This is a genomic window from Streptomyces sp. NPDC051018, from assembly GCF_044456085.1.
Taxonomy (GTDB): domain Bacteria; phylum Actinomycetota; class Actinomycetes; order Streptomycetales; family Streptomycetaceae; genus Streptomyces.
The window spans coordinates 1-18,756 of sequence record NZ_JBITFN010000042.1 but is presented as its reverse complement, the minus strand read 5'-3'; the positions used below and the strand labels follow the sequence as shown (position 1 = coordinate 18,756).

Here is an 18,756-nt window from a genome sequence, read left to right as displayed (position 1 = left end):
AGTCGGTCGATCGCCGGTGACGGTGCCCGCGGCACCCGGCGGTGAAGCTGTCCCGGGACCCCGGACACCCGCCGTACTCCAGCCTTTTCCATGCGCGGGACGAGCACCAACGACAGGCGTCGTAACCCCTGGCCGGGGTGCTCTGCATCTGTCGCAAGCCGGAGGCCCGGACGCCCGGACGCCGAGGCACGGACCCGGCCGCGCCCGGCCCGGCCGAACGGTTCGTGCCCTGCCGCGGGGAGCGGCCGTGCCCCCGTCGTGAGCAGCGGTTCGTGCCGGGCCGTACGGGGTGGATGCGTGTCCGGCCGTACGGGTCCGGATGTGTGTCCCCGGCCGTACGGACCGGGGCCGCGGCAGGCCGTGCGGTCCGTCAGGCCGAGCGGTCGCCGGCGAAGTGGCAGGCCGTGTGATGGGGACGCTGCTCGGCGCCCGCGACCGGATCCGTGGTCACACACAGCTCGCGTTCGGCGGGTTCGGTGTGGGCCGCGGGCCCGATGGGACAGAGGGTGCGATAGCGGCAGCCGGACGGCGGGTGGCGCGGGTCCACCGGCTCCGCCGGGCTGTCCCGGGACACGTCCAACAGCGGCACATCGCGCTGGGGCACCGCCTCCAGCAGGGTCCGGGTGTAGGGATGCCGGGGGTCGCCGAGGACCTGTTCGGCGGGTCCGGCCTCCACGATGCGGCCCAGATGCATGACGGCGACGATGTCACTGAGGTAGCGCACAACGGCCAGATTGTGCGAGATGAACAGCATCGTGAGCTTCATATCGCGCTGCACCTCCCGTACGAGGTTGAGCACGGCTCCCTGTACGGAGACATCCAGGGCCGAGGTGATCTCGTCCGCGATCACCACCCGGGGCCGGCCCGCCAGGGCACGGGCCAGGGCGACCCGCTGACGCTGGCCGCCGGAGAGCTGCGCGGGCAGCATGTCCGCGCGGTCGGGGTCCAGTCGCACCAGCTCCAGCAGCCGCCGGACCTCGGCGTGCCTGGCCGCGGCCCCGGTCACCGTGCCACGGGGCACGGTCTCGGTGATCGACTCGCCGATGCTCATCCGGGGGTCCAGCGAGGAGTACGGATCCTGGAACACCATCTGGAGGGGCCGGTGGCCGCGCGAGAACGTCCGGACGTCGGTGGAATCCAGAAGTACCCTCCCCGCGCTGAGCGGTGACAGCCCGACGGCGGTGCGGGCGAGGGTGGACTTGCCCGACCCGGACTCCCCCACCAGGCCGACGGTGGCCCCGGCGGGCACGGTGAGACTCACCCGGTCCACGGCGGTGAGACCGCGGCGGCGGCTGCCGTAACGCACGGACACCTCGTCGAAAACCAGCCGGCTCATATGCGCTCTCCGAAGGGTTCGTTGGCGGGCGCCGCCGCGGAAGGCGTCACCGCGGAAGACGTTTCCGGTCCGCCGGCGGGGTGCCAGCAGGCGACACGGTGGACCCGGCCCCGGCCCGTGGGCACGGGCGTCCCGATCGGTGCGGACGTATCGCCGGGTTCGGGTGTATCGGTGAGTCCCGTATCAGCGAGGGCCGGTGTGTCTGCGAGGTCCGGCGTCTCGGTCGTACAGCGCTCACTCGCGAATCCGCAGCGGGACGCGAACGCACAGCCCTCCAGGACCTGATCGGGCTCGGGCGGACGGCCGAGGATGACGGCCAGCGGCCGGCCGCGGTCGGCGTCCATGTCCGGGACCGTGTCGAGCAGGGCGCGTGTATAGGGGTGGCGGGCGTCCTTCAGCCCGGAGGCCGGCAGATCCTCCACGACGCGTCCCGCGTACATCACCAGGACGCGGTCGCAGGTCTGGGCGACCACCGTGAGGTCGTGGCTGATCAGCAGGAGGGCCGAGGTGCTGCTCTCCCGTACCCGGGCGAGCAGCCGCAGGACATCGCGCTGGACGGTGACATCCAGTGCGGTGGTGGGTTCATCTGCCACCACCAGACGGGGATCGCCCATCAGGCCCATACCGATCATGGCGCGCTGGAGCATTCCGCCGGAGTACTCCTGCGGGTACTGACGGGCCCGGCGTTCCGCCCCCGCCACCCGCACGGCCCGCAGCCGGTCGACCGCCCGGTCGAAGGCCGCCCGCCGGGACAGTCCCTGATGTTGCTCCGAGACCTCGGCCAGCTGCCGGCCGACCCGCCGCGTGGGGTTGAACGAGGTCATCGGGTCCTGGAAGACCATCGACAGCGAGGTCCCCAGCAGTGCCCTCAGTTCACGCTCGGGGGTGCTCAGCAGCGGAGTGCCGAGGAAGTCCAGCCGGTCGGCGGTGACCACTCCCGGCGATTCGATCAGCCGGGACACGGCCAGCGCGGTCAGGCTCTTGCCGGACCCCGACTCACCGACCACGCCCACCGCTTCACCGGCGTGCACGGTGAAGCTCACCCCGCGCACCGGTGTCACCGGGCCCGCCGGGCCCGGGAAGGCGACCCGCAGATTCTCGACCGCGAGCACGGGGGCGTCACGGTCCGCCCCGGCGTCCGCGTTGTCCCCGCCGCCGGCCGGGGCGACGGGGGCCCGGCGAGGTGGCACGGGCGGTGAAGTGCCGCCGCGCACCGCCGCCGTGCGCGAGCCGACGACCGCGGCGGCTGCCTCACCGAAGAGGTTGAACGCCAGTCCCGCGATCACCACGGCCGCCCCGGGAGCCAGCGCCGACGCCGGGTTGGTGTAGATCCGGTCGAGCCCTTCGCCGAGGAGCCGGCCCCAGTCGTAGTCGGGGGCCTGGATGCCGATCCCGAGGAAGGACAGTCCGGCGAAGGCCAGCAGCGCGTTCCCGGCGCCGATGGTGGCGTTGACCACCAGCGGCTCGCCGATGTTGGGCAGGATGTGGCGTACGAGCATGCGGACCCTGCCCACTCCGGCCACCTTCGCCGCCGCCACGAAGTCGCGGCCCGCCACGGAGGCGGCCAGTGTCTGGGTCAGCCGGGCGAAGGACGGTGCCCCCGCGATCCCGATGGCCAGCACGGCTCCGGTCAGCCCCACTCCGAAGATCACGGCGAGGAACAGCGCGAGCAGGAGCGCCGGGAAGGCGACGGCGATGTTCACCGCCGCGGTCACCAGCCGTCCGGCCCGGCGCGGCAGGATCGAGGGGGCCGCACCCAGCAGTACCCCGACGACGAGTCCGATCAGGGTCGCAGCGAGGGCGAGTCCGAGGGACAGCCGGGTCGCGACGAGGACCCTGAGGAAGATGTCCCGCCCCAGTGAGTCGGTGCCGAGCGGATGCTCCCCGGACGGCCCCTGCTCCATGGCGCTCGTATCGGTCGCGCCGGCCGCGTCACCCCAGACGAGGGGTGCCGCCACGGCCAGCACGGCGATCAGGACCAGCAGCGCCGCCGAGCAGGCGCCCACCGGGCTCCGGGTGGCGGCGAGCCACTTCGTACGCTGTCGGGGCATCAGCTCTCCCTGATCGTCGAACGCGGATCGAGAATCGCCATCAGGGTGTCGACCAGCAGATTCACCAGAAGCACACCCGCGCCGTAGACGAGGATGACGCCCTGCACCATCGGGTAGTCCTTCTGCACGATGGACTGCACGATGGTCACCCCGAGTCCCGGCCAGGCGAACACGTTCTCCATGATCACCGTTCCGGCGACCATCGTCGTGAGCGTCAGACCCGCCAGGGTCAGGGTGGCGGTGAGGGCGTTGGGCAGGGCGTGGCGGGCGTAGACCAGCCGGTCCGGCAGCCGTTTGGCGCGTGCGGTACGGATGTACTCCTGGCCCAGGACCGAGAGCATCTCCACCCGTACGATGCGGGCCAGCACCGCGGCCGGGCCGACGGCCAGCGCCAGCACCGGGAGGACATAGGAGGCGGGACCCGCCTGGCCCGCGACCGGGAACCACTGCAGGCGCACGGCGAAGACATAGACCAGGCCCACCGCCAGCAGGAACTCCGGAATCGCCGCCAGGCACACGCTCGTCGAGGTGAAGGCCAGCTCCCCGCCCCGGCGCCGCCCGCCCCGGGTGAGCACCGCCGTCACCACCCCGGTGGGCACGGCCACGACAAGCACCAGGGCGAAGGCCAGGAGGGCCAGTACGGCCGTCCCGGGCAGCCGGTCGCCGATGACGTCGAAGACGGGCAGTCCGGTCACCATCGAGACACCGAAGTCACCGGTGACGCACTGGCGCAGAAAGTCGGCGTACTGCTCCCACAGCGGGTCGTCCAGGCCCAGGGCCCGGCGGCGCTCCTCGACGAGTTCCACCGGAGCGGTCGGCCCGAGGGACCCGCGCACCGGGTCTCCCGGGACCAGATGGATCATCAGGAACGAGGCGGTGACCAGGACCCACAGGGACACCAGGAACCGTCCGGTGCGCCGCAGGGCGAACCGCACCCAGGGGTTGTCCAGCGCCCCGGACAGAACGTCCGCCACCGGGGGACGCGGTCGCGGGACCCCGGCGGTCGCGGGGGGTTTCTCCGTCACGCTGGTCACCAGCTGGACCTCCGTCGAAATCGTCGTGTGGGCGTGCGTGACCCTCCGGGTGCGCGCGGGGCGGCACCCGGAGCGGCACCGCTTCAGCGCAGGACGCGCAGGCTGGTGGGGATGGGGATCTGGAGCCAGCCCTCGGTTCCCGCCTCGGCCTTGTTGAGGAAGTAGGGGATGTCCGCCTCCGAGACGGGTACGACGTCGGCCGCGGCGATCAGGGAGCGCTCGGCGTCGTTCCACAGCTTGCAGCCGGCGGCCCCGGGCGTCCGGGCGGCCTGGGCGACCAGCCGGTCGTACGAGGGGTTCCGGATCCCGGTGAAGTTCTGGCCGGCCGGGGGGACGGCGCCGGAGGCGAAGGGCACGGCCAGATGGGGCAGATTGAGTTTGAATCCGGCCCAGTAGACGTCGAAGTCACCGGTCTCGAACATGGCGCGGGTGAGGGAGTTGCGGTCGTCGCCGACGAGTCGGACCGAGACGCCGAGGTCCTTCCAGCGCTGCGAGACCACTTCGGCAGCGGCGACATTGCCCTTGCCCTCGTTGGCGCTGTAGTGCAGCGAGACCTTGAGCTGCTTTCCGCCCTTGCTGCGGACTCCCTTGGAGCCGGCGGTCCAGCCCGCCTCGTCCAGCAGTGCGGCGGCCTGCCCGGCGTCGTGCGGGGGAACCCGGCCGTCGACGTTGTTCGCAGCGCACGGCTGCGCGTCGTTGGCGACCAGGGCCTCGGCGCGCTTGCCCTGGCCACCGGTCGAGACCCGGGCCAGCTCGTCCAGGTCCAGCGCCGCCGTGAGCGCCTTCCGTACCTTCGGGTCGGCGCCGGGGCGGCCGTCGCGCTGGTTGAACCACAGCTCGCCGAGGGTGGAGGAGACCGTGAAGTGCTTCAGTTTGCGGGCTTCGAGGCGTTTGCGGTCGGCTCCGCCGACGGCCGCCATATTGACTTCGCCGGACAGGAGCAGATTCGCCGCGGTCGTCTCGTTGGGGACGATCCTGGCCACGACCTTGGCCGGGGTGCCCGGGGCGTCGTTGCCCGCACCGGCGGGGCCCCAGGTGTAGCCCGCGCGCCGGGTGAAGGTGTAGTGGTCACCGCGGACGACCTCGCTGAGGATGTAGGGCCCCGTCCCCGCGGACGAGGTGGCGAGGCTCCCGGGGTCCTTCATCCCCTTGTCACAGACGATCGGTGTCCTGCCGATGGTCTGGAGCAGCAGGGCGAACGGCTCCTGCATGGTCACCTTGACGGTACGTGCGGTGTCGTCGCCGGTGACGGTGAACGGGGTGGCGGGCACCAGCAGGCCGTACAGGGGCGACTGGTTCTTGGGGTCCTTGAGGAAGGTGAGCGCCGCAGCCACCTGACGTGCCGTAAGGGGCGTTCCGTCGGAACAGGTGACGCCCTCGCGGAGGGTGAAGGTGGCGCCCCGGGCGTCGGCCGCCCAGCTCTGTGCGAGTCCGGAGACGATCCTTCCCTCCGGGGTCACATTGACCAGCGGGTCGTAGACGAGACTTCCCATCTCGTTGATCGACGAGATGTTCCGGTACGGGTCGATGGCGCCCGGATCGCTGGGGAGGGTGAAGGTGAACGTGCCGTCCTTGGCGTAGCCGACCGGTCCGCCGTTCCCGTTCTGCGACGAACCGGCCGAGCAGCCGGCGGCCAGTGCCGCCGTCACCGTCGTCAGAGTCGTCACGGCAAGGACGCTGAATCGTCTGTGCATGGCCATGTTCCAATCGAGGGGCAAGCTCAGCGGCGCCGAGCTGGTCCGGATCAGTGTTGTACGGGCATTGACCAGGCGCTAACGACAGCAGTCGCAAGAGACGGACCTCCGGCACAGCAGATTGTCGGAGTGCGCCGGGGAGGGAATTCCGCGTTACCGGGGTACGCGGAACGGCCGCCGGGGGCGGGGCGGACGCCTGCCGGGACGGAACGCCCACGGGCGGGTGCCGGGGGTCGTCGACCGCGTCGCGGGCCGATGAGACGGGGGAAGGTGCCCCGGGGCCCGTCAACCGCGTCGCAGACCGATGAGACGGGCGATCTTCAGCCCGAGGTGCAGCGCCAGCCGGTCCTCACCGCTGGTCAGCTGGGCACCGGTGATCTCCTCGATGCGCTGGAGCCGGTAGTACAGGGTCGTACGGTGCACATAGAGCTGCTCGGCGGCGGCCTGTACGTCCCCGGCGTGTTCGAGGAACGCCTCCAGGGTGCCGGCGAGCTGCTCGCCCTTGGGCCCCAGGTCGAGGAGGCGCTGGAGCCCGGGGTGGTGGGATTCCAGGGAGAGTTCGTCACCGGGCAGCCGGGCGAGCAGCCCGTAGACGCCGAGACCGCCGAAGGCCGCGACGCTGCCGAAGCCCTCCACCACCCGGGCCACGCGCGCGGCCTGCTCCGCCTGGCGGTAGGAGTGGTCGAAGTCGCGCAGATGCGGCACGGGTTCGCCGATGCCCGCGATCACCCTCGCGTCCGGCAGATCCCGGTCGAGGTTTTTCACCAGCTCCTCGATCAGGGCCAGTTTGGCGTCCCCGCCGACCAGGGGGTCCTTGTCCGACAGCAGCAGAAGTCCGTGGTCACGGCGGACCAGTCCGATGTGCCGGCGGTCCGGCAGCTGTCCCCCGACCCGTTCCAGCCGGCCCTCCACCGCGTTCCGTTCGCCGTCGGTCAGGGCCTGGTCGCCGGGGTGCAGTGTGAGGACCACCGCGACGGCCGGTTCACTGGCGACGAACAGATCGGCGTCGACGAGTTCCGCGGCCGCCCGCTCACGCGCCCGGGCGTCGTCCCGCACCGCGAGATCGCGCAGCAGCTCCCTCGACCGGGTGCGGTGCAGTTCGAGGGCGAGCTGATCGCGCTGGATCAGGATCGCCACCGTACCGAGCGTCGCCAGCACACCCTCGATCTCCGAGTCGTTCAGCGGGTTGTCCCCTTCGAGGATCCAGATGAACCCCAGGAGGGCGCCGTCCGCCCGGATCGGCACGCACAGCCGCTGCATCGTCGCGCCGATCTCGGGGGCGAGGGGCGGACGGAAGGGCCCCTCGGCCGTCTTGGCACCCGAGGCGAAGGTCCAGGTGTCCGCGCCGCTGGGCACTCCCCGTTTGAAGATCGACTGCTCCCGGAGCGGGTCGACCGCCCCGTACTCGTGGGAGGAGAAGGCGAGCTGCCGCAGCCGCCAGTCGTCCACGCTGACGTTCCGCTGGAGTCGATGGCCCAGGCCGTCGATGATGCGCTGTAGTTCTGTGGTCACGGCGAGCCTCCCGGACGCGGGCATTCCCATCCCGGATCTCCGCATGTTCCTATAGTGCGCAAAACCGAATGTCAACGGTGAAAGCGCCGAGGATCAGCCCAGTCCGGACAGAAGGGCGGGGTTGACGGGAAAATCGGCCAGGCGGTATCCGGCGGGGGGTTCGCCGCCCAGGAGATGGCGGACCAGGAAGTCCCAGCGCCGCCGGGTGGTGTACGCCTCGTAGCCGAGGAAGAAGTGCTCGGCGCCGGGCACGATCAGCAGGTCGAAGTCCTTGTTGGCCGCGATCAGCCGGTCGACCAGGCGCATCGTGAGATGCGGATGCACGTTGTCGTCCATCTCGCCGTGGATCAGCAGCAGTCTGCCGGTGAGCCGGTCGGCCAGCTCCACATTCGACGAGCGCGCGTACCGTTCGGCGTCGAGCGGCCCGTCGTAGGTCTCCCCCCACGCCAGCTGGAAGAAGCGCTGGTCGTGGTTGCCGCACTGGGACACCCCGACCTTGTAGAAATCCGGGTACAGGCACATCGCCCGCACCGTGGCGTAACCGCCTCCCGAGCCGCCGTAGACACCCACCCGGTCCAGATCCATCCAGGGGCGGGTGCGGGCCAGTTCACGGATCGCGGCGAGATGGTCCTCCAGGAACCCCGCCCTGCCGTACTCCCCGTACGAGCAGTCGTGGAAGGCGCGGCTGCGCCCCGGCGTACCGCGCCCCTCCACCACCACGACGACACAGCCGAGGGCGGCGATCGCCTCGGCCTCGCAGTCCAGATGGGGATAGCCCTCGAACGACGGGTCGAGCCGGCCGTGATGGGGGCCCGGATAGGGGCTGTCGACGACCGGATAGGCCGCTCCCTCGTCGAAGCCCGGCGGCAGGAACAGCAGCCCGTGGACATCGGTGACCCCGTCGGCTGTCTTGGTGGTGAACTGCTGCGGCGGGGTCCATCCCGTTGCCAGCAGGGCCGTGATGTCGGCCCGTTCCAGCTCGACCACGACCGATCCGTCCCAGCCGCGGACCGTGATCACGGGCGGGGTGTCCTTCGCCGACGCGGAGTCGATGAAGTACCGCCCGTTCTCCGGCACCGTGACCACATGGTCGAGGTCGTCGTCGCACAGCCGGGCGAACCCCGAGCCGTCGAGCCCGGCCCGGCAGATCTGACGGCGGTACGGGTCCCTCTCCACCAGGCCGGTGGCGACGAAGTACACCACCCGTTCGCTCTCGTCGACATGCAGGATCCGCTGCACCGCCCACTCCCCCGAGGTGACCTGGTGCCAGGTGCCGTCCGACTCGGTGTCGCGGAGATACAGATGGCCCCAGCCGTCCCGCTGGGAGTACCAGAGCACCTCGCGTCCCGTGGACAGCACCCGCAGAATCGTCTGTCCCATGCCCTGGCCGGGCTCGACGCGTGGTTCGCCGCTCTCCGCCAGCAGCGCGCGGACCTCGCCGGTACGGGGATCGAGCGCGTTGAGCGTCAGGGAGGTGAGGTCCCGTGGCTGTTCGAGGTAGTGGACCGAGGAACCGTCCGGCGCCCACCACACCCGTTTGGCCATCACGGGCGAGAGCATCGGTGTGAACAGGGGCCGCCCGCGTGAGGGGACGGCCGATCCGCCGTCGACGTCGAAGACGACCAGCTCGGCCACGGGCACGGCATCGTCGCCCGGCATCGGATAGTGGTAGCTGTGCAGGGCGGGCCGGCCGCCGTCCGCCGGGGCCGCCTCCACCAGATGGGACATGGCCACACCGCGCTGGTCGAGCCGGTGGGTCACCAGCCGCCGGGAGTCCGGCGACCAGACCACGAGCGGGGGCAGGGACCGCGCTCCGAGCCTGCGCATCAGCGCGCCGAACGTCAGGCTGTCGGGCTGGGTGCCGTACGGGCGCTCACTCGTGCCGTCGGTCGTCAGCGGGCGTTCCTCCCCGGTCGCGACCGAACGCAGCCACAGGTCGTGGCCGCGCAGGGCGACCGCCCATCTCCCGTCCGGTGACAGCACTTCGGCGAAGTCCGGCCTCCGGTACTCCTCGTCCTTCTCGGGGACGTACGAGTCGAGGGGGCACCGCCAGCGCACACCGAAGGCGTCGAACCCGACCTCCGCGCCGGAGAACCCGACCTCGGTGAACGGCAGTGCCCCGCCCTCCACCGGCTCACCGGAGACGGACGCGAGCGCCGCCGCGAGCCGGTCGTGGTCGAACAGGGGGCCCCGGGTGCCCCGCTCGGGGTCGACGAGCAGGAACCGGTGGCCCGCCTGGGTACCGGAGAGGTACCAGAACCGGGTGCCGCCGTCGATCCACCGGGGCGCCACCCTCCCGCCGCGTACCAGCGACGGCCGGTGGTGCGGGAGGAGTCTCTCCGCGGCCTCGTAACGCGCCGTGTCCCACTGCCGTACCGACGTCATGGAGTCAGTCCCTTTCACCGATCCGATCGGTCCCCGGACGGCTCCACCGCCCGGAGACCGCTGTCCGACACGGCGTCCCGGTCCGGAACACCGCGGTCGTGCCGCGCTCTTGCCGCTACGGCGAGGGCAGCGGCACGTCTGCCCGGGGCCGGTGCCGGCGGACGACTTCAGCACCTTCTGTGCCCCTACGCTGTGTGCCCGGCGTCCGCCCCCGGGCTGGCGCGGGGACCGGGGGCGGTGGCCCGCGGTGTCCCGTGCCGCCCCCGGCGGAGCTGGGCCGGCTCCTGGACCTCGTGCCGCGCGGTGTCCGCGTCCGCGAGGATCCGGCGGGCCGGCGGCAGCAGCGCCGGGTGGTGTCCGGGACCCGTCGGTGACCGGCGCCGACAGCGGTGCCGGTGCCGGTGTGCTCGTCCGGCGACCCCACCGTGCTCAGTGCGCGCCGCTCGCCGCCGCCGCGCCGAGTTCGCGGCTGCGTGCCGTTCCCGCCGTCACCGCGTCCAGGAAGGCGGATCTGATCCCCCGCTCCTCCAGCACCCGCAGCGCGGACGCGGTGACCCCGGCGGGAGAGGTCACCTCCGCGCGCAGCGCGGCCGGGCTGCGGCCGCTCTCGGCGAAGAGGGCCGCCGATCCGGCGAGCAGCTGGCCGACCAGCTGCTCGGTCACGGCGCGGGGCAGTCCCGCGAGCACCCCGGCGTCGGTCAGTGCCTCCGCGACCAGGAAGAGATAGGCGGGTCCGCTGCCGGAGAGGGCGGTCACGACGTCGAGTTGCGCCTCCGTCACCCGTACCACCGTACCGACGGCGCCGAGGATCTCCTCGGCCCAGACGAGATCGTCCTCCGTGGCGAACGGTCCCGCGGCGACGGCCGCGGCGCCCTTGGCGACGACGGCCGGGGTGTTGGGTGCTCCCCGGACGACGGCGACTCCTTCACCGCAGGCCGCGGTCAGGGTGGCGAGGGAGACGCCCGCCGCGATCGACAGCAGGCGTGACGCCCCCGCGGCGGCGACGGCGTCGGCCACATCGTGCGGTTTGACCGCGATGACCACACCGTCGGCGGGGAGCATTCCGTCCGACACCGTGACCCCCGGGAACAAGCCCCGCAGATGCGCGGCCCGCCCGGAGAGCCGTTCCACCACGGCGATGTCCTTGGTCGGCCACCCGGCGGCCAGCAGCCCCCCGACGAGCGCCGAGCCCATGTTTCCGCCACCCACGATGATCAGACGGTGTTTGGTCATGTCCGGAAACCTACGGGCCGTACGGGCTCGCGCCATCAGCGGTACGTAGCAATCGCCCCCGCCGATTCTCGGCGCCCGTCGGTCGATGAGCACGGCCCCGGTCACCACGATGAAGGCCGTGAACCACACTTCCCAGCCGTCGTTCCTGGCGAGCGGAAACGCCTCCGGGCAGCCCGTTGCCTGCTACGACGCCACTTCACTCGCCCATGGCGCGTCCTCGATGGCCGGGGCCCGGGAGGCGCTCACGGGCGCTCTCGACCGGGTCCGCGCCGCCTACTTCGGCCGTATGCGTGGCGACCCGGGCGCCATCGTCGCCGTGGTGACGCGGCCCGCCGTGCAAGTGGCCGACGAAGGACTGCTGTTCGTCACCGCGGACGGGGTGCTGGGCGGCTGCGGCGAGGCCACCATGTTCGCCTGTGCCGTCCGTTCCTCCGGCGCGGGGTCGACGGTCGTCTTCGACACCGCCGCCACCGGCGGCCCGATCCGCGGTACGGACGAAGGGGCCGGGTCGGTGTCCCTGCGTATGCCGACCGTCCACGAGCCCTCCGTCTCCCATCCCGTCACCGTGCCGTCGCAGCACTTCAGGACCGTGACGGTCTCCGGCAACTCCTTCCTCGTCGTCTCCGCGGAGGCGGTCGGTCTCGGGCTGGACGACACGCCCGGGGAACTGCTCGCCTCACGCGGCGACGCGCTGCTGCGCGAGGCGTCGGCCGTCATCGCCCGCCGTACGGGACAGGACCCGCCCGGCCTGCTTCTGCTCACCGAGCCCCTGGTCGGCGGTGTCACCCGCAGCGCGGTCGTCTGGGGTGACGCGGTACTCAACCGGGGCCCGTGCGGAACGGGCACCTGCGCGCGGCTGGTGACGGCCCTGGAGGACGGTGAGCTGGGCGCCGACGAGGTACTGACCCACCACAGCCCGTTCGGACCGGCCTTCGAGGCCCGGCTCGACACCGCTTCGCGCCTCGATCCCTCGAAGGGGCTCGGCATCGTGCTGCGCGGCCGGGTCGAGACGCTCCGGGGGTAGCGGGCGCTTCAGCCGGTCCGTGGCCGGCGGCCGACGCGATCCGGTTGCCGTCCGGCTCTGCGGTGTCCCGTTGACCGGCTGAGCGGCTCTCCCCCGTCCGGCACGCCGATCGGCGCCACTGCGTCCGGCCGGTTTCCGGGCGTTCGCCTCCCGTGCTGCCGTCCTGCCGCCGGGCGGCCGCTCTGCCCGGTCCCGTGATCGTGGGGGCCGTGGCGGGCTTCTCCCCGGCCTCCGTGGGCCGGTAACAGCCTCCGCGACGGCCGTACGGCCTCCGGAGCGCCCGGCTTTGGCGGCGTACGACCTCCCGGAGCGTACGGCTTTCGCACCACGAGCCGGTCCGCAGCCACCGGCAACACCCCGGGCCCCCGCTTCCGGTCACCCGGCCGGAGCGGGGCCCTTTCGCATGCCCGCACCCATCGCAGGCCACCGGCCCGCCACGCCGCGAAGCCCCGGGTCCGGCCGGCCCTCGCACCGGAGAGCGCCGCACCCCCAGCACATCGGCAGGCGCCCAACGGCACTGGCACAACAGACACCGGGCTGCACGGACACCGGAACGACAGAAGGACCGCCCCGGCCGGCTCTCCCGGGACCCCCTCCGGATTTTTCCCCGGACACCCCTCTTCCATGAATACCCCTCAGGGGTATATTGTCCCAGCGATTACAGATACCCCCATGGGGTATGCGCTAGGAAAAGGGGAAGAGCGATGTCAACTGTCAATCCGAGGCGCTGGTGGGCACTTCTGGTGCTCGCCACCGCCCAGTTCATGGTGATCATGGACACCTCCATCATCGGAGTGGCACTCCCCGAGATGCAGCGTGACCTCGGCTTCTCCCAGGGCGACCTCCAGTGGGTGTTCAACGCCTACGTCATCGCCTTCGGCGGCCTGCTCCTGCTCGGCGGACGGCTGTCCGACCTGCTGGGCGCCCGGCGGATCTTCGTCTCCGGCTGGGTCGTCCTGATCGCCGGCTCGGTGGTGGCCGCGGCGGCGAGCACCGCCTGGGTCGAGATCGTCGGCCGCGCGGTCCAGGGCGTGGGCGGGGCGCTGATCGCACCGGCGTCGATGACCCTGCTGATGATGCTCTTCGGCCACGACTCCAGAGAGCTGGGCAAGGCGCTCGCCCTGTACGGCGCGGCGGCCCCCGCGGGCGGCACCGCCGGAGTGTTCCTCGGCGGGGTGTTCACCGAGTGGGCGAGCTGGCCCTGGATCTTCATCATCTACATCCCGATCGGCGTCGCCACCCTGTTCGCCACGGGTCTGCTGCCCTCCGTCGCCGGACGCCGCGGCTCGGTGGACATCCTCGGAGCGGTCTCCGTCACCGCCGGACTGGCGCTCACCGTGTTCGCCGTGGTCCGCGCTCCCGAGGTGGGCTGGGGTGCCTCGGAGACCGTCCTGGAACTGGTGGGCGCCGCCGCTCTCCTGATCCTCTTCTTCCTCGTACAGCGGTCGGTCAAGGCACCGCTCATGCCGTTGGGCGTCTGGCGCACCCCGGGGCTCGGCATCTCGAACCTGGCGATGACGCTGCTGGGCGCCGCGTGGATCCCCATGTGGTACTTCCTCAACCTCTACCTCCAGCAGGTCCTCGGCTACGGGGCGTTCGCCAGCGGCGCCGCGCTGCTGCCCATGACCGGACTGCTGATGGTCTTCATGACGTTGATCACCGCGCGGCTGCTGGGCCGCTTCGGGGCCAAGCCGCTGATCGTGGGCGGTCTGCTGGTCCTCGCGGCCGGTCTGGTGTGGCTGTCGGCGGTGGAGCCGACCGGCACGTTCCCGGTGGACGTACTGCCCGCCTCCCTCGTCGCGGCGACGGGCATGTCACTTGCCTACATCCCGGCGATGATGGCGGCGATCTCGAATGTTCCGCAGGAGCAGGCCGGTCTGGCCTCGGGCATCGTCAACACCACCTACCAGGTGGGCTCCGCGCTCGGCCTGGCCGCGCTGACCGCGCTCGCCACCTCGCAGGGCGCGGGCGAACTGGGCGACCTGCCTGCGCTGACCGAGGGCTTCAGCGCCGCCTTCCTGGGTGCCGCCGGGGCCGCCGCGGCCGGTGCGATCCTCACCGGGCTGCTGATGGGCGGCGGGAAGAACGCCGCCGCGGCCCCCGCCGCGGAATCCGCGCCGTCGGCCGACCGCGTGGACTCCTGACCCGTACGCCGCCTACGGGAACAGCCCGGGACGCGTACGGAACCGCCCTGGTGGTGAGTGCCCCTCACCACCAGGGCGGGAGACAGCGGCCCCGGATGCCGGTCGCCGTGCGTGGGGCGCGGCGCGCCGGGGCGCTCACGCGGGACGCCGGGTGGCGACGGCGGCTTCGGGTGCCGGTCGCCGGGGGCACACACGAAGACCTCCGCCGCGGTGGGAGCGGGCGCTCCGGCACCGCGCCCGCGGAGGTCTTCACCCCGGACCGCCTGCGGCCCGGCGCGGTGCGGACGGGCACTCCGGCGGGTGCGCCCGGCCGGGGGCCGCGTCCGTGCGGGCCCGGGGCTCCGGGTCCACGTACCGCAGTCTTCGCGGTGAATCCTGGTTGCCCGGGGCCGGACCGGCGGCGATGATCCTCCCCATGCTCGATTCTGCGTCCGCGGGTCCCGCGCTACGGCCCTATCCCAAGATTTCCGCCAGGGGAGGGCTCGGCGTGTCCGGGGCCCGGGAGTGGGTCGCGGTGGAGAAGGTGCACGGAGCGCATTTCGCGGTGGTGTGTGACGCCACGGGGGTTCATCCGGCGAAGCGGCGTGAACTGTTGGGCGACGACGCGCTGGACGGCTTCTTCGGCGTGAGCAGAATCTGGCCGGTGCTGTCGGTCGCGGCGGCCCGTTTCGCTTCCGCGCTGCGCGGTGGGCGGGACGACGACGCGATGGTGACGATCTACGGTGAGCTGGCCGGAGGAAGCTACCCCCACCCGGACGTTCCCGCCGTTGCCGATACCGGGCCGGTACAGACGGGCGTGTGGTACGCGCCGGGCCTGCACTGGCTGCCGTTCGACGCGTCGATCGCGACAGCCGGGGGGCGCCGCTGGATCTCCGACCGCGCTCTGCGTGAGGCCGCGGCCGCCGCGGGGCTCGTCTGTCCACCCGCTCTGGGGCACGGCTCGCTGCACAAGCTCCAGGAACTGCCGTGCGCCTTCCCCACGAGAGTCCCGGACGCCTTGGGGCTGCCCGGGCTGGCGGACAACTTCGCCGAAGGCTACGTCCTCAAGCCGGCCGGCGAATGGCCGGAGACGGACTCCGCGGGCGGGGGCACGCGTCCCGTGGTCAAGGTGAAGCAGAAGTCCTTCGCGGAGGACGAGCGGTTCGACGGCGCTCGTCCCTATCTGCCACCGCCGCGGGGAGCGGCCGGAGTACCCGCCTGGCTCCTCGCCCGGGCCTCGGCACTCCTCACCCCCGCTCGCGCGGCCGCCGTGGTCAGCAAGCTCGGCCCCCGCGCTCCGGCAGACGCCGTGGCGAAGGAGATCACCCGGGATGTCGTGGAGGAGCTCGCCGAAGCGCTGGGCGGCCTGGAGGACACACTCCTCCGCCCTCTGGAACAAGCGCTTCGGCCCGGGGCGCACTCCCTGGCGGTGTTCGATGCCGAGGACCGCCACCGTTCCCGGCAGGGGTAAGGGCCCACGGTGGCAGGGGCAGGGAGTCGCCCCGGTAGAAGACGCGAGGGGTGAGGAGCATCAGCCGCGTACGGCCGGACCGCGACTACCCACGCCCGGGGACGCCCATGACCTCTCGCAGCACCCGCATGACATTGCCGCCGAGGATCTTCCTGACGTCGGTTTCGCCGAAGCCCCTGCGGACCATCTCCTCGGTGATCTTCGGCAGATCGGCGGGACGTTCGACCTCGGCACCGGTGAAGCCCCCCTCGAAGCCGGGAACCAGCTGCCAGCCGCCGAACGCCTGCTGGAAGTAGTCCTCGATGAAGTCCGGGCCGATGCCGACGTGATCGACACCGGCGACGGAGACCATGTGCTCGATATGGTCGACGACCCGCTCGGCACTGGGGTTCTCGGGGTCGATGAAGTGGGGGATGGCCGCCGCGACGCTGACGACACCGCCCAGTTCGGCGATGCCCTTCAGCTGCTCGTCACCGAGGTTGCGGTGGATGTCGGTGAGTGCCAGACACGCCGAGTGGGTCGCGAGAAACGGCCGGGTCGCGATCGCGAGGACGTCCTCCACACCGCCGAGACCGAGATGGCTGATGTCGAAGACGACTCCGAGCCGTTCCATGTCCCGGAACACCTCGATGCCCTGCGGGGTCAGACGGCTGCCCGAGGTGTCGTCCAGCCCGCTGCCGTCGGCGAGGAAGGTACGCCCGTAGTGGGCCATCGACACCACCCGTACACCGACGCGCTCCATGGACCGGATGAGACGCGGGTCCTGGCCGATCGCATGAGCCCCCTCCAGGGCGATGACCAGGGCGATCTTCCCTGCCGCGGTCGCCGTGTCGATGTCGGCGGCGGTCAGGCACACCGCCACCTCACCGGAGTTCTCGGCGGCGAGTTCATGGATCCGCTCGATGAGGAGGAGGGTACGGCGCAGGGCTCCCTCGGACTGGAACTGCTCCTCGATGCAGATCGGGAGCACCTGCACGTCGACGCCTCCCGCGCGCAGCTGGGGCAGCCAGTACTCGGCGAAGTGCCGCCGCTGGTAGCGCTGGTCGTAATGGTCGACGAGAAGGATCAGATCGTTGTGGGTGTCGACGACTGTGGCGTCTTGGTGCAGGGTGCGCGCATCCATGCGGACCTCTCCCGGGGGCTTGGTTCCGGACGTGGGCGATGGCCCCGTCACTGGCTCCGACCGAGCGTAGAAATCCGCCCGGGGGCCCGACACAGTCAGTTGTCGCAGAACGGCGGCCGTATTTCCGACCGGAGTTCCGTACCGCCGGGGCCGGACCCCGGTCACAGTGGTGCGGTACCGGCGCCCGCCGGCACACAGGCCCAGGGAAAGGTCTCGGCGCGATGGTTGATGTGCTTCCCGAGCACCGTCGTAGCGCGGACGACGGGACGGGCGGGACGGCCCGAGGAGCGGACGGGGCCACGGCCAACACCGGCACCGGCACCGGCACCGGGAAGGTTCGGCGGCAGCTCCCCCGCTGGTCCGAGATCCGCCCGCTGCTGCGCGCCCGGCCCTTCATCGCCGACGGCGTCGACCGTCGTCTGAGCCGGGCGCACACCATCGGGGATCTCCGGGCGCTGGCCCGCAGACGCGTTCCGCGCTCGGTCTTCGACTACGTGGACGGCGCCGCCGAGAGCGAGATCGGCATCGCCCGGGCCCGCGGCGCCTACCGCAGGGTCGAGTTCCGCCCCCGGGTGCTCCGGGACGTCACCTCGGTCGACACCTCGGTGGACGTCGTCGGACGGAGCAGCGCGCTGCCGCTGGTCCTCGCGCCCACCGGGTTCACCCGGATGATGCACCACGAGGGCGAGATCGCGGTGGCGCGGGCGGCGGCCGCTGCGGGCGTGCCGTACACCCTCTCGACGATGGGAACCACCTCGGTCGAGGATCTCGTACGGGCGGTCCCGGAGGGCCGCAACTGGTTCCAGCTCTATCTGTGGCGGGACCGCGAGGCGAGCGCCCGGCTCCTCGACAGGGTGATCGCGGCGGGGGTCGAGGCCCTGGTGCTGACCGTGGACACACCGGTGGGCGGACTGCGGACGCGCGATGTGCGCAACGGCCTGACGGTTCCGCCCGCCCTGTCGCCGCGCACCCTCGCGGATATGTCGCTCCACCCCGCCTGGTGGCTCAATCTGCTGACCACCGAGCCGCTGGAGTTCGCCTCGATGTCGTCCTGGAACGGCACGGTCGAGGACCTCGTCCAGCAGATGTTCGACCCCGGTGCGAGCATGGCGGATCTGGACTGGCTACGGGACCGATGGCCCGGGAAGCTGATCGTCAAGGGCATCCAGCATGTCTCGGACGCCACCGCCGTGGTCGAACTCGGCGCCGACGCCGTGGTGGTGTCGACCCACGGCGGACGTCAGCTCGATCGCGCGCCCGCCCCGCTGGAACTGCTACCGGGGGTCGTACGCGCCGTCGGCGACAGGGCCGAAGTGCTCATCGACACCGGAATGTCGTCCGGCGCCGACCTGGTGGCCGCCCGGGCGCTCGGCGCGTCCGCCGGGATGGTGGGGCGCGCCTATCTCTTCGGCCTCATGGCCGGGGGCCGGCGCGGTGTCGGGCACGCGCTCGGAATTCTCGCACGGGAGGCCGCCCGGACCCTGCAACTCCTCGGTGTGCCCCGTATGACGGACGTCTCCGGCGAGCATGCCGTGCTGCGGGGAGCGGTGGCTGAGCCGTAGAAACGCTCCCCGCGCGATCGGGTACGGAGGCTTGTCGCCGTGCCCCGGGGAGCACAGGATCACCGGAGTCACACGGCCACGGAGCAGGGGAACAACAGAACACCGGAACCACGGAAGCCCGGAGGCTCAGTGCTCAGGGCTGAGACACAGCGGCACACAGCGGCACACACATCGGTACACAGTGGAACCACAGCGGAACACAGGAACA

General features: G+C 71.8%; 12 protein-coding genes and 1 pseudogene. 4 read left to right on the top strand and 9 right to left on the bottom strand.

Annotated features, from left to right (window positions below):
• Positions 1–370 precede the first annotated feature (370 nt).
• The 8 genes and pseudogenes from ACIBCM_RS35165 to proC all read right to left on the bottom strand — a co-directional run bounded on the left by ACIBCM_RS35165 (position 371) and on the right by proC (position 11,245).
• The gene (locus ACIBCM_RS35165) at positions 371–1,336 is read right to left on the bottom strand and encodes an ABC transporter ATP-binding protein (protein ID WP_399250514.1); all 966 of its coding nucleotides are present in this window, start codon (positions 1,334–1,336) and stop codon (positions 371–373) included.
• A complete protein-coding gene (locus tag ACIBCM_RS35160; RefSeq protein WP_399250512.1) occupies positions 1,333–3,387 on the bottom strand; it encodes a dipeptide/oligopeptide/nickel ABC transporter permease/ATP-binding protein in 2,055 nt (684 codons plus the stop codon). The genes ACIBCM_RS35165 and ACIBCM_RS35160 overlap by 4 nt, the downstream gene beginning before the upstream one ends.
• Positions 3,387–4,421 carry an ABC transporter permease gene (locus tag ACIBCM_RS35155; RefSeq protein WP_399250511.1) on the bottom strand — a complete coding sequence of 345 codons (1,035 nt, stop codon included), beginning with the start codon at positions 4,419–4,421 and terminating at the stop codon, positions 3,387–3,389. Before ACIBCM_RS35155 ends, ACIBCM_RS35160 begins: the two co-directional genes overlap by 1 nt.
• 83 nt (positions 4,422–4,504) lie before the next feature.
• A complete protein-coding gene (locus tag ACIBCM_RS35150) occupies positions 4,505–6,088 on the bottom strand; it encodes an ABC transporter substrate-binding protein (RefSeq protein WP_399250509.1) in 1,584 nt (527 codons plus the stop codon).
• 312 nt (positions 6,089–6,400) lie between these two features.
• Positions 6,401–7,627, bottom strand: coding sequence for a PucR family transcriptional regulator (locus ACIBCM_RS35145; RefSeq protein ID WP_399250507.1), 1,227 nt, complete (start codon positions 7,625–7,627; stop codon positions 6,401–6,403).
• A gap of 93 nt (positions 7,628–7,720) precedes the next feature.
• Positions 7,721–10,012, bottom strand: coding sequence for a DPP IV N-terminal domain-containing protein (locus ACIBCM_RS35140; RefSeq protein WP_399250505.1), 2,292 nt, complete (start codon positions 10,010–10,012; stop codon positions 7,721–7,723).
• Positions 10,013–10,269: 257 nt separating this feature from the next.
• Positions 10,270–10,359: pseudogene (locus tag ACIBCM_RS35135) on the bottom strand (LysR family transcriptional regulator); the annotation flags it as partial.
• An 82-nt stretch (positions 10,360–10,441) separates the two neighbouring features.
• Positions 10,442–11,245 (bottom strand): pyrroline-5-carboxylate reductase, encoded by an 804-nt coding sequence (gene proC, locus ACIBCM_RS35130; RefSeq protein ID WP_399250503.1) that lies wholly within the window; start codon positions 11,243–11,245, stop codon positions 10,442–10,444.
• Positions 11,246–11,363: 118 nt separating this feature from the next.
• Between proC and ACIBCM_RS35125 the strand changes: the two genes are divergently transcribed.
• The 3 genes from ACIBCM_RS35125 (at position 11,364) to ACIBCM_RS35115 (ending at position 15,863) form a co-directional block, all read left to right on the top strand.
• Complete coding sequence (locus tag ACIBCM_RS35125) at positions 11,364–12,269, top strand: proline racemase family protein (RefSeq protein ID WP_399250501.1); 906 nt, start codon at positions 11,364–11,366, stop codon at positions 12,267–12,269.
• 704 nt (positions 12,270–12,973) lie between these two features.
• Complete coding sequence (locus ACIBCM_RS35120; protein ID WP_399250499.1) at positions 12,974–14,413, top strand: MFS transporter; 1,440 nt, start codon at positions 12,974–12,976, stop codon at positions 14,411–14,413.
• A gap of 415 nt (positions 14,414–14,828) precedes the next feature.
• Complete coding sequence (locus tag ACIBCM_RS35115; RefSeq protein ID WP_399250497.1) at positions 14,829–15,863, top strand: RNA ligase family protein; 1,035 nt, start codon at positions 14,829–14,831, stop codon at positions 15,861–15,863.
• An 85-nt stretch (positions 15,864–15,948) separates the two neighbouring features.
• Here the strand turns inward: ACIBCM_RS35115 and ACIBCM_RS35110 are convergent, their stop codons facing one another.
• The gene (locus ACIBCM_RS35110; protein WP_399250495.1) at positions 15,949–16,986 is read right to left on the bottom strand and encodes a dipeptidase; all 1,038 of its coding nucleotides are present in this window, start codon (positions 16,984–16,986) and stop codon (positions 15,949–15,951) included.
• 221 nt (positions 16,987–17,207) lie between these two features.
• Here ACIBCM_RS35110 and ACIBCM_RS35105 point away from each other — a divergent pair, with 221 nt between their 5' ends.
• A complete protein-coding gene (locus ACIBCM_RS35105; protein ID WP_399250493.1) occupies positions 17,208–18,548 on the top strand; it encodes an alpha-hydroxy-acid oxidizing protein in 1,341 nt (446 codons plus the stop codon).
• Positions 18,549–18,756: the final 208 nt, after the last annotated feature.

What these genes read in the sequence shown, in the direction of transcription:
- ACIBCM_RS35165 (WP_399250514.1), bottom strand. Translation starts at nt 1,336, where the DNA reads ATGAGCCGGCTGGTTTTCGACGAGGTGTCCGTGCGTTACGGCAGCCGC.
- ACIBCM_RS35160 (WP_399250512.1), bottom strand. Translation starts at nt 3,387, where the DNA reads ATGCCCCGACAGCGTACGAAGTGGCTCGCCGCCACCCGGAGCCCGGTG.
- ACIBCM_RS35140 (WP_399250505.1), bottom strand. Translation starts at nt 10,012, where the DNA reads ATGACGTCGGTACGGCAGTGGGACACGGCGCGTTACGAGGCCGCGGAG.
- proC (WP_399250503.1), bottom strand. Translation starts at nt 11,245, where the DNA reads ATGACCAAACACCGTCTGATCATCGTGGGTGGCGGAAACATGGGCTCG.
- ACIBCM_RS35120 (WP_399250499.1), top strand. Translation starts at nt 12,974, where the DNA reads ATGTCAACTGTCAATCCGAGGCGCTGGTGGGCACTTCTGGTGCTCGCC.
- ACIBCM_RS35115 (WP_399250497.1), top strand. Translation starts at nt 14,829, where the DNA reads ATGCTCGATTCTGCGTCCGCGGGTCCCGCGCTACGGCCCTATCCCAAG.
- ACIBCM_RS35110 (WP_399250495.1), bottom strand. Translation starts at nt 16,986, where the DNA reads ATGGATGCGCGCACCCTGCACCAAGACGCCACAGTCGTCGACACCCAC.
- ACIBCM_RS35105 (WP_399250493.1), top strand. Translation starts at nt 17,208, where the DNA reads ATGGTTGATGTGCTTCCCGAGCACCGTCGTAGCGCGGACGACGGGACG.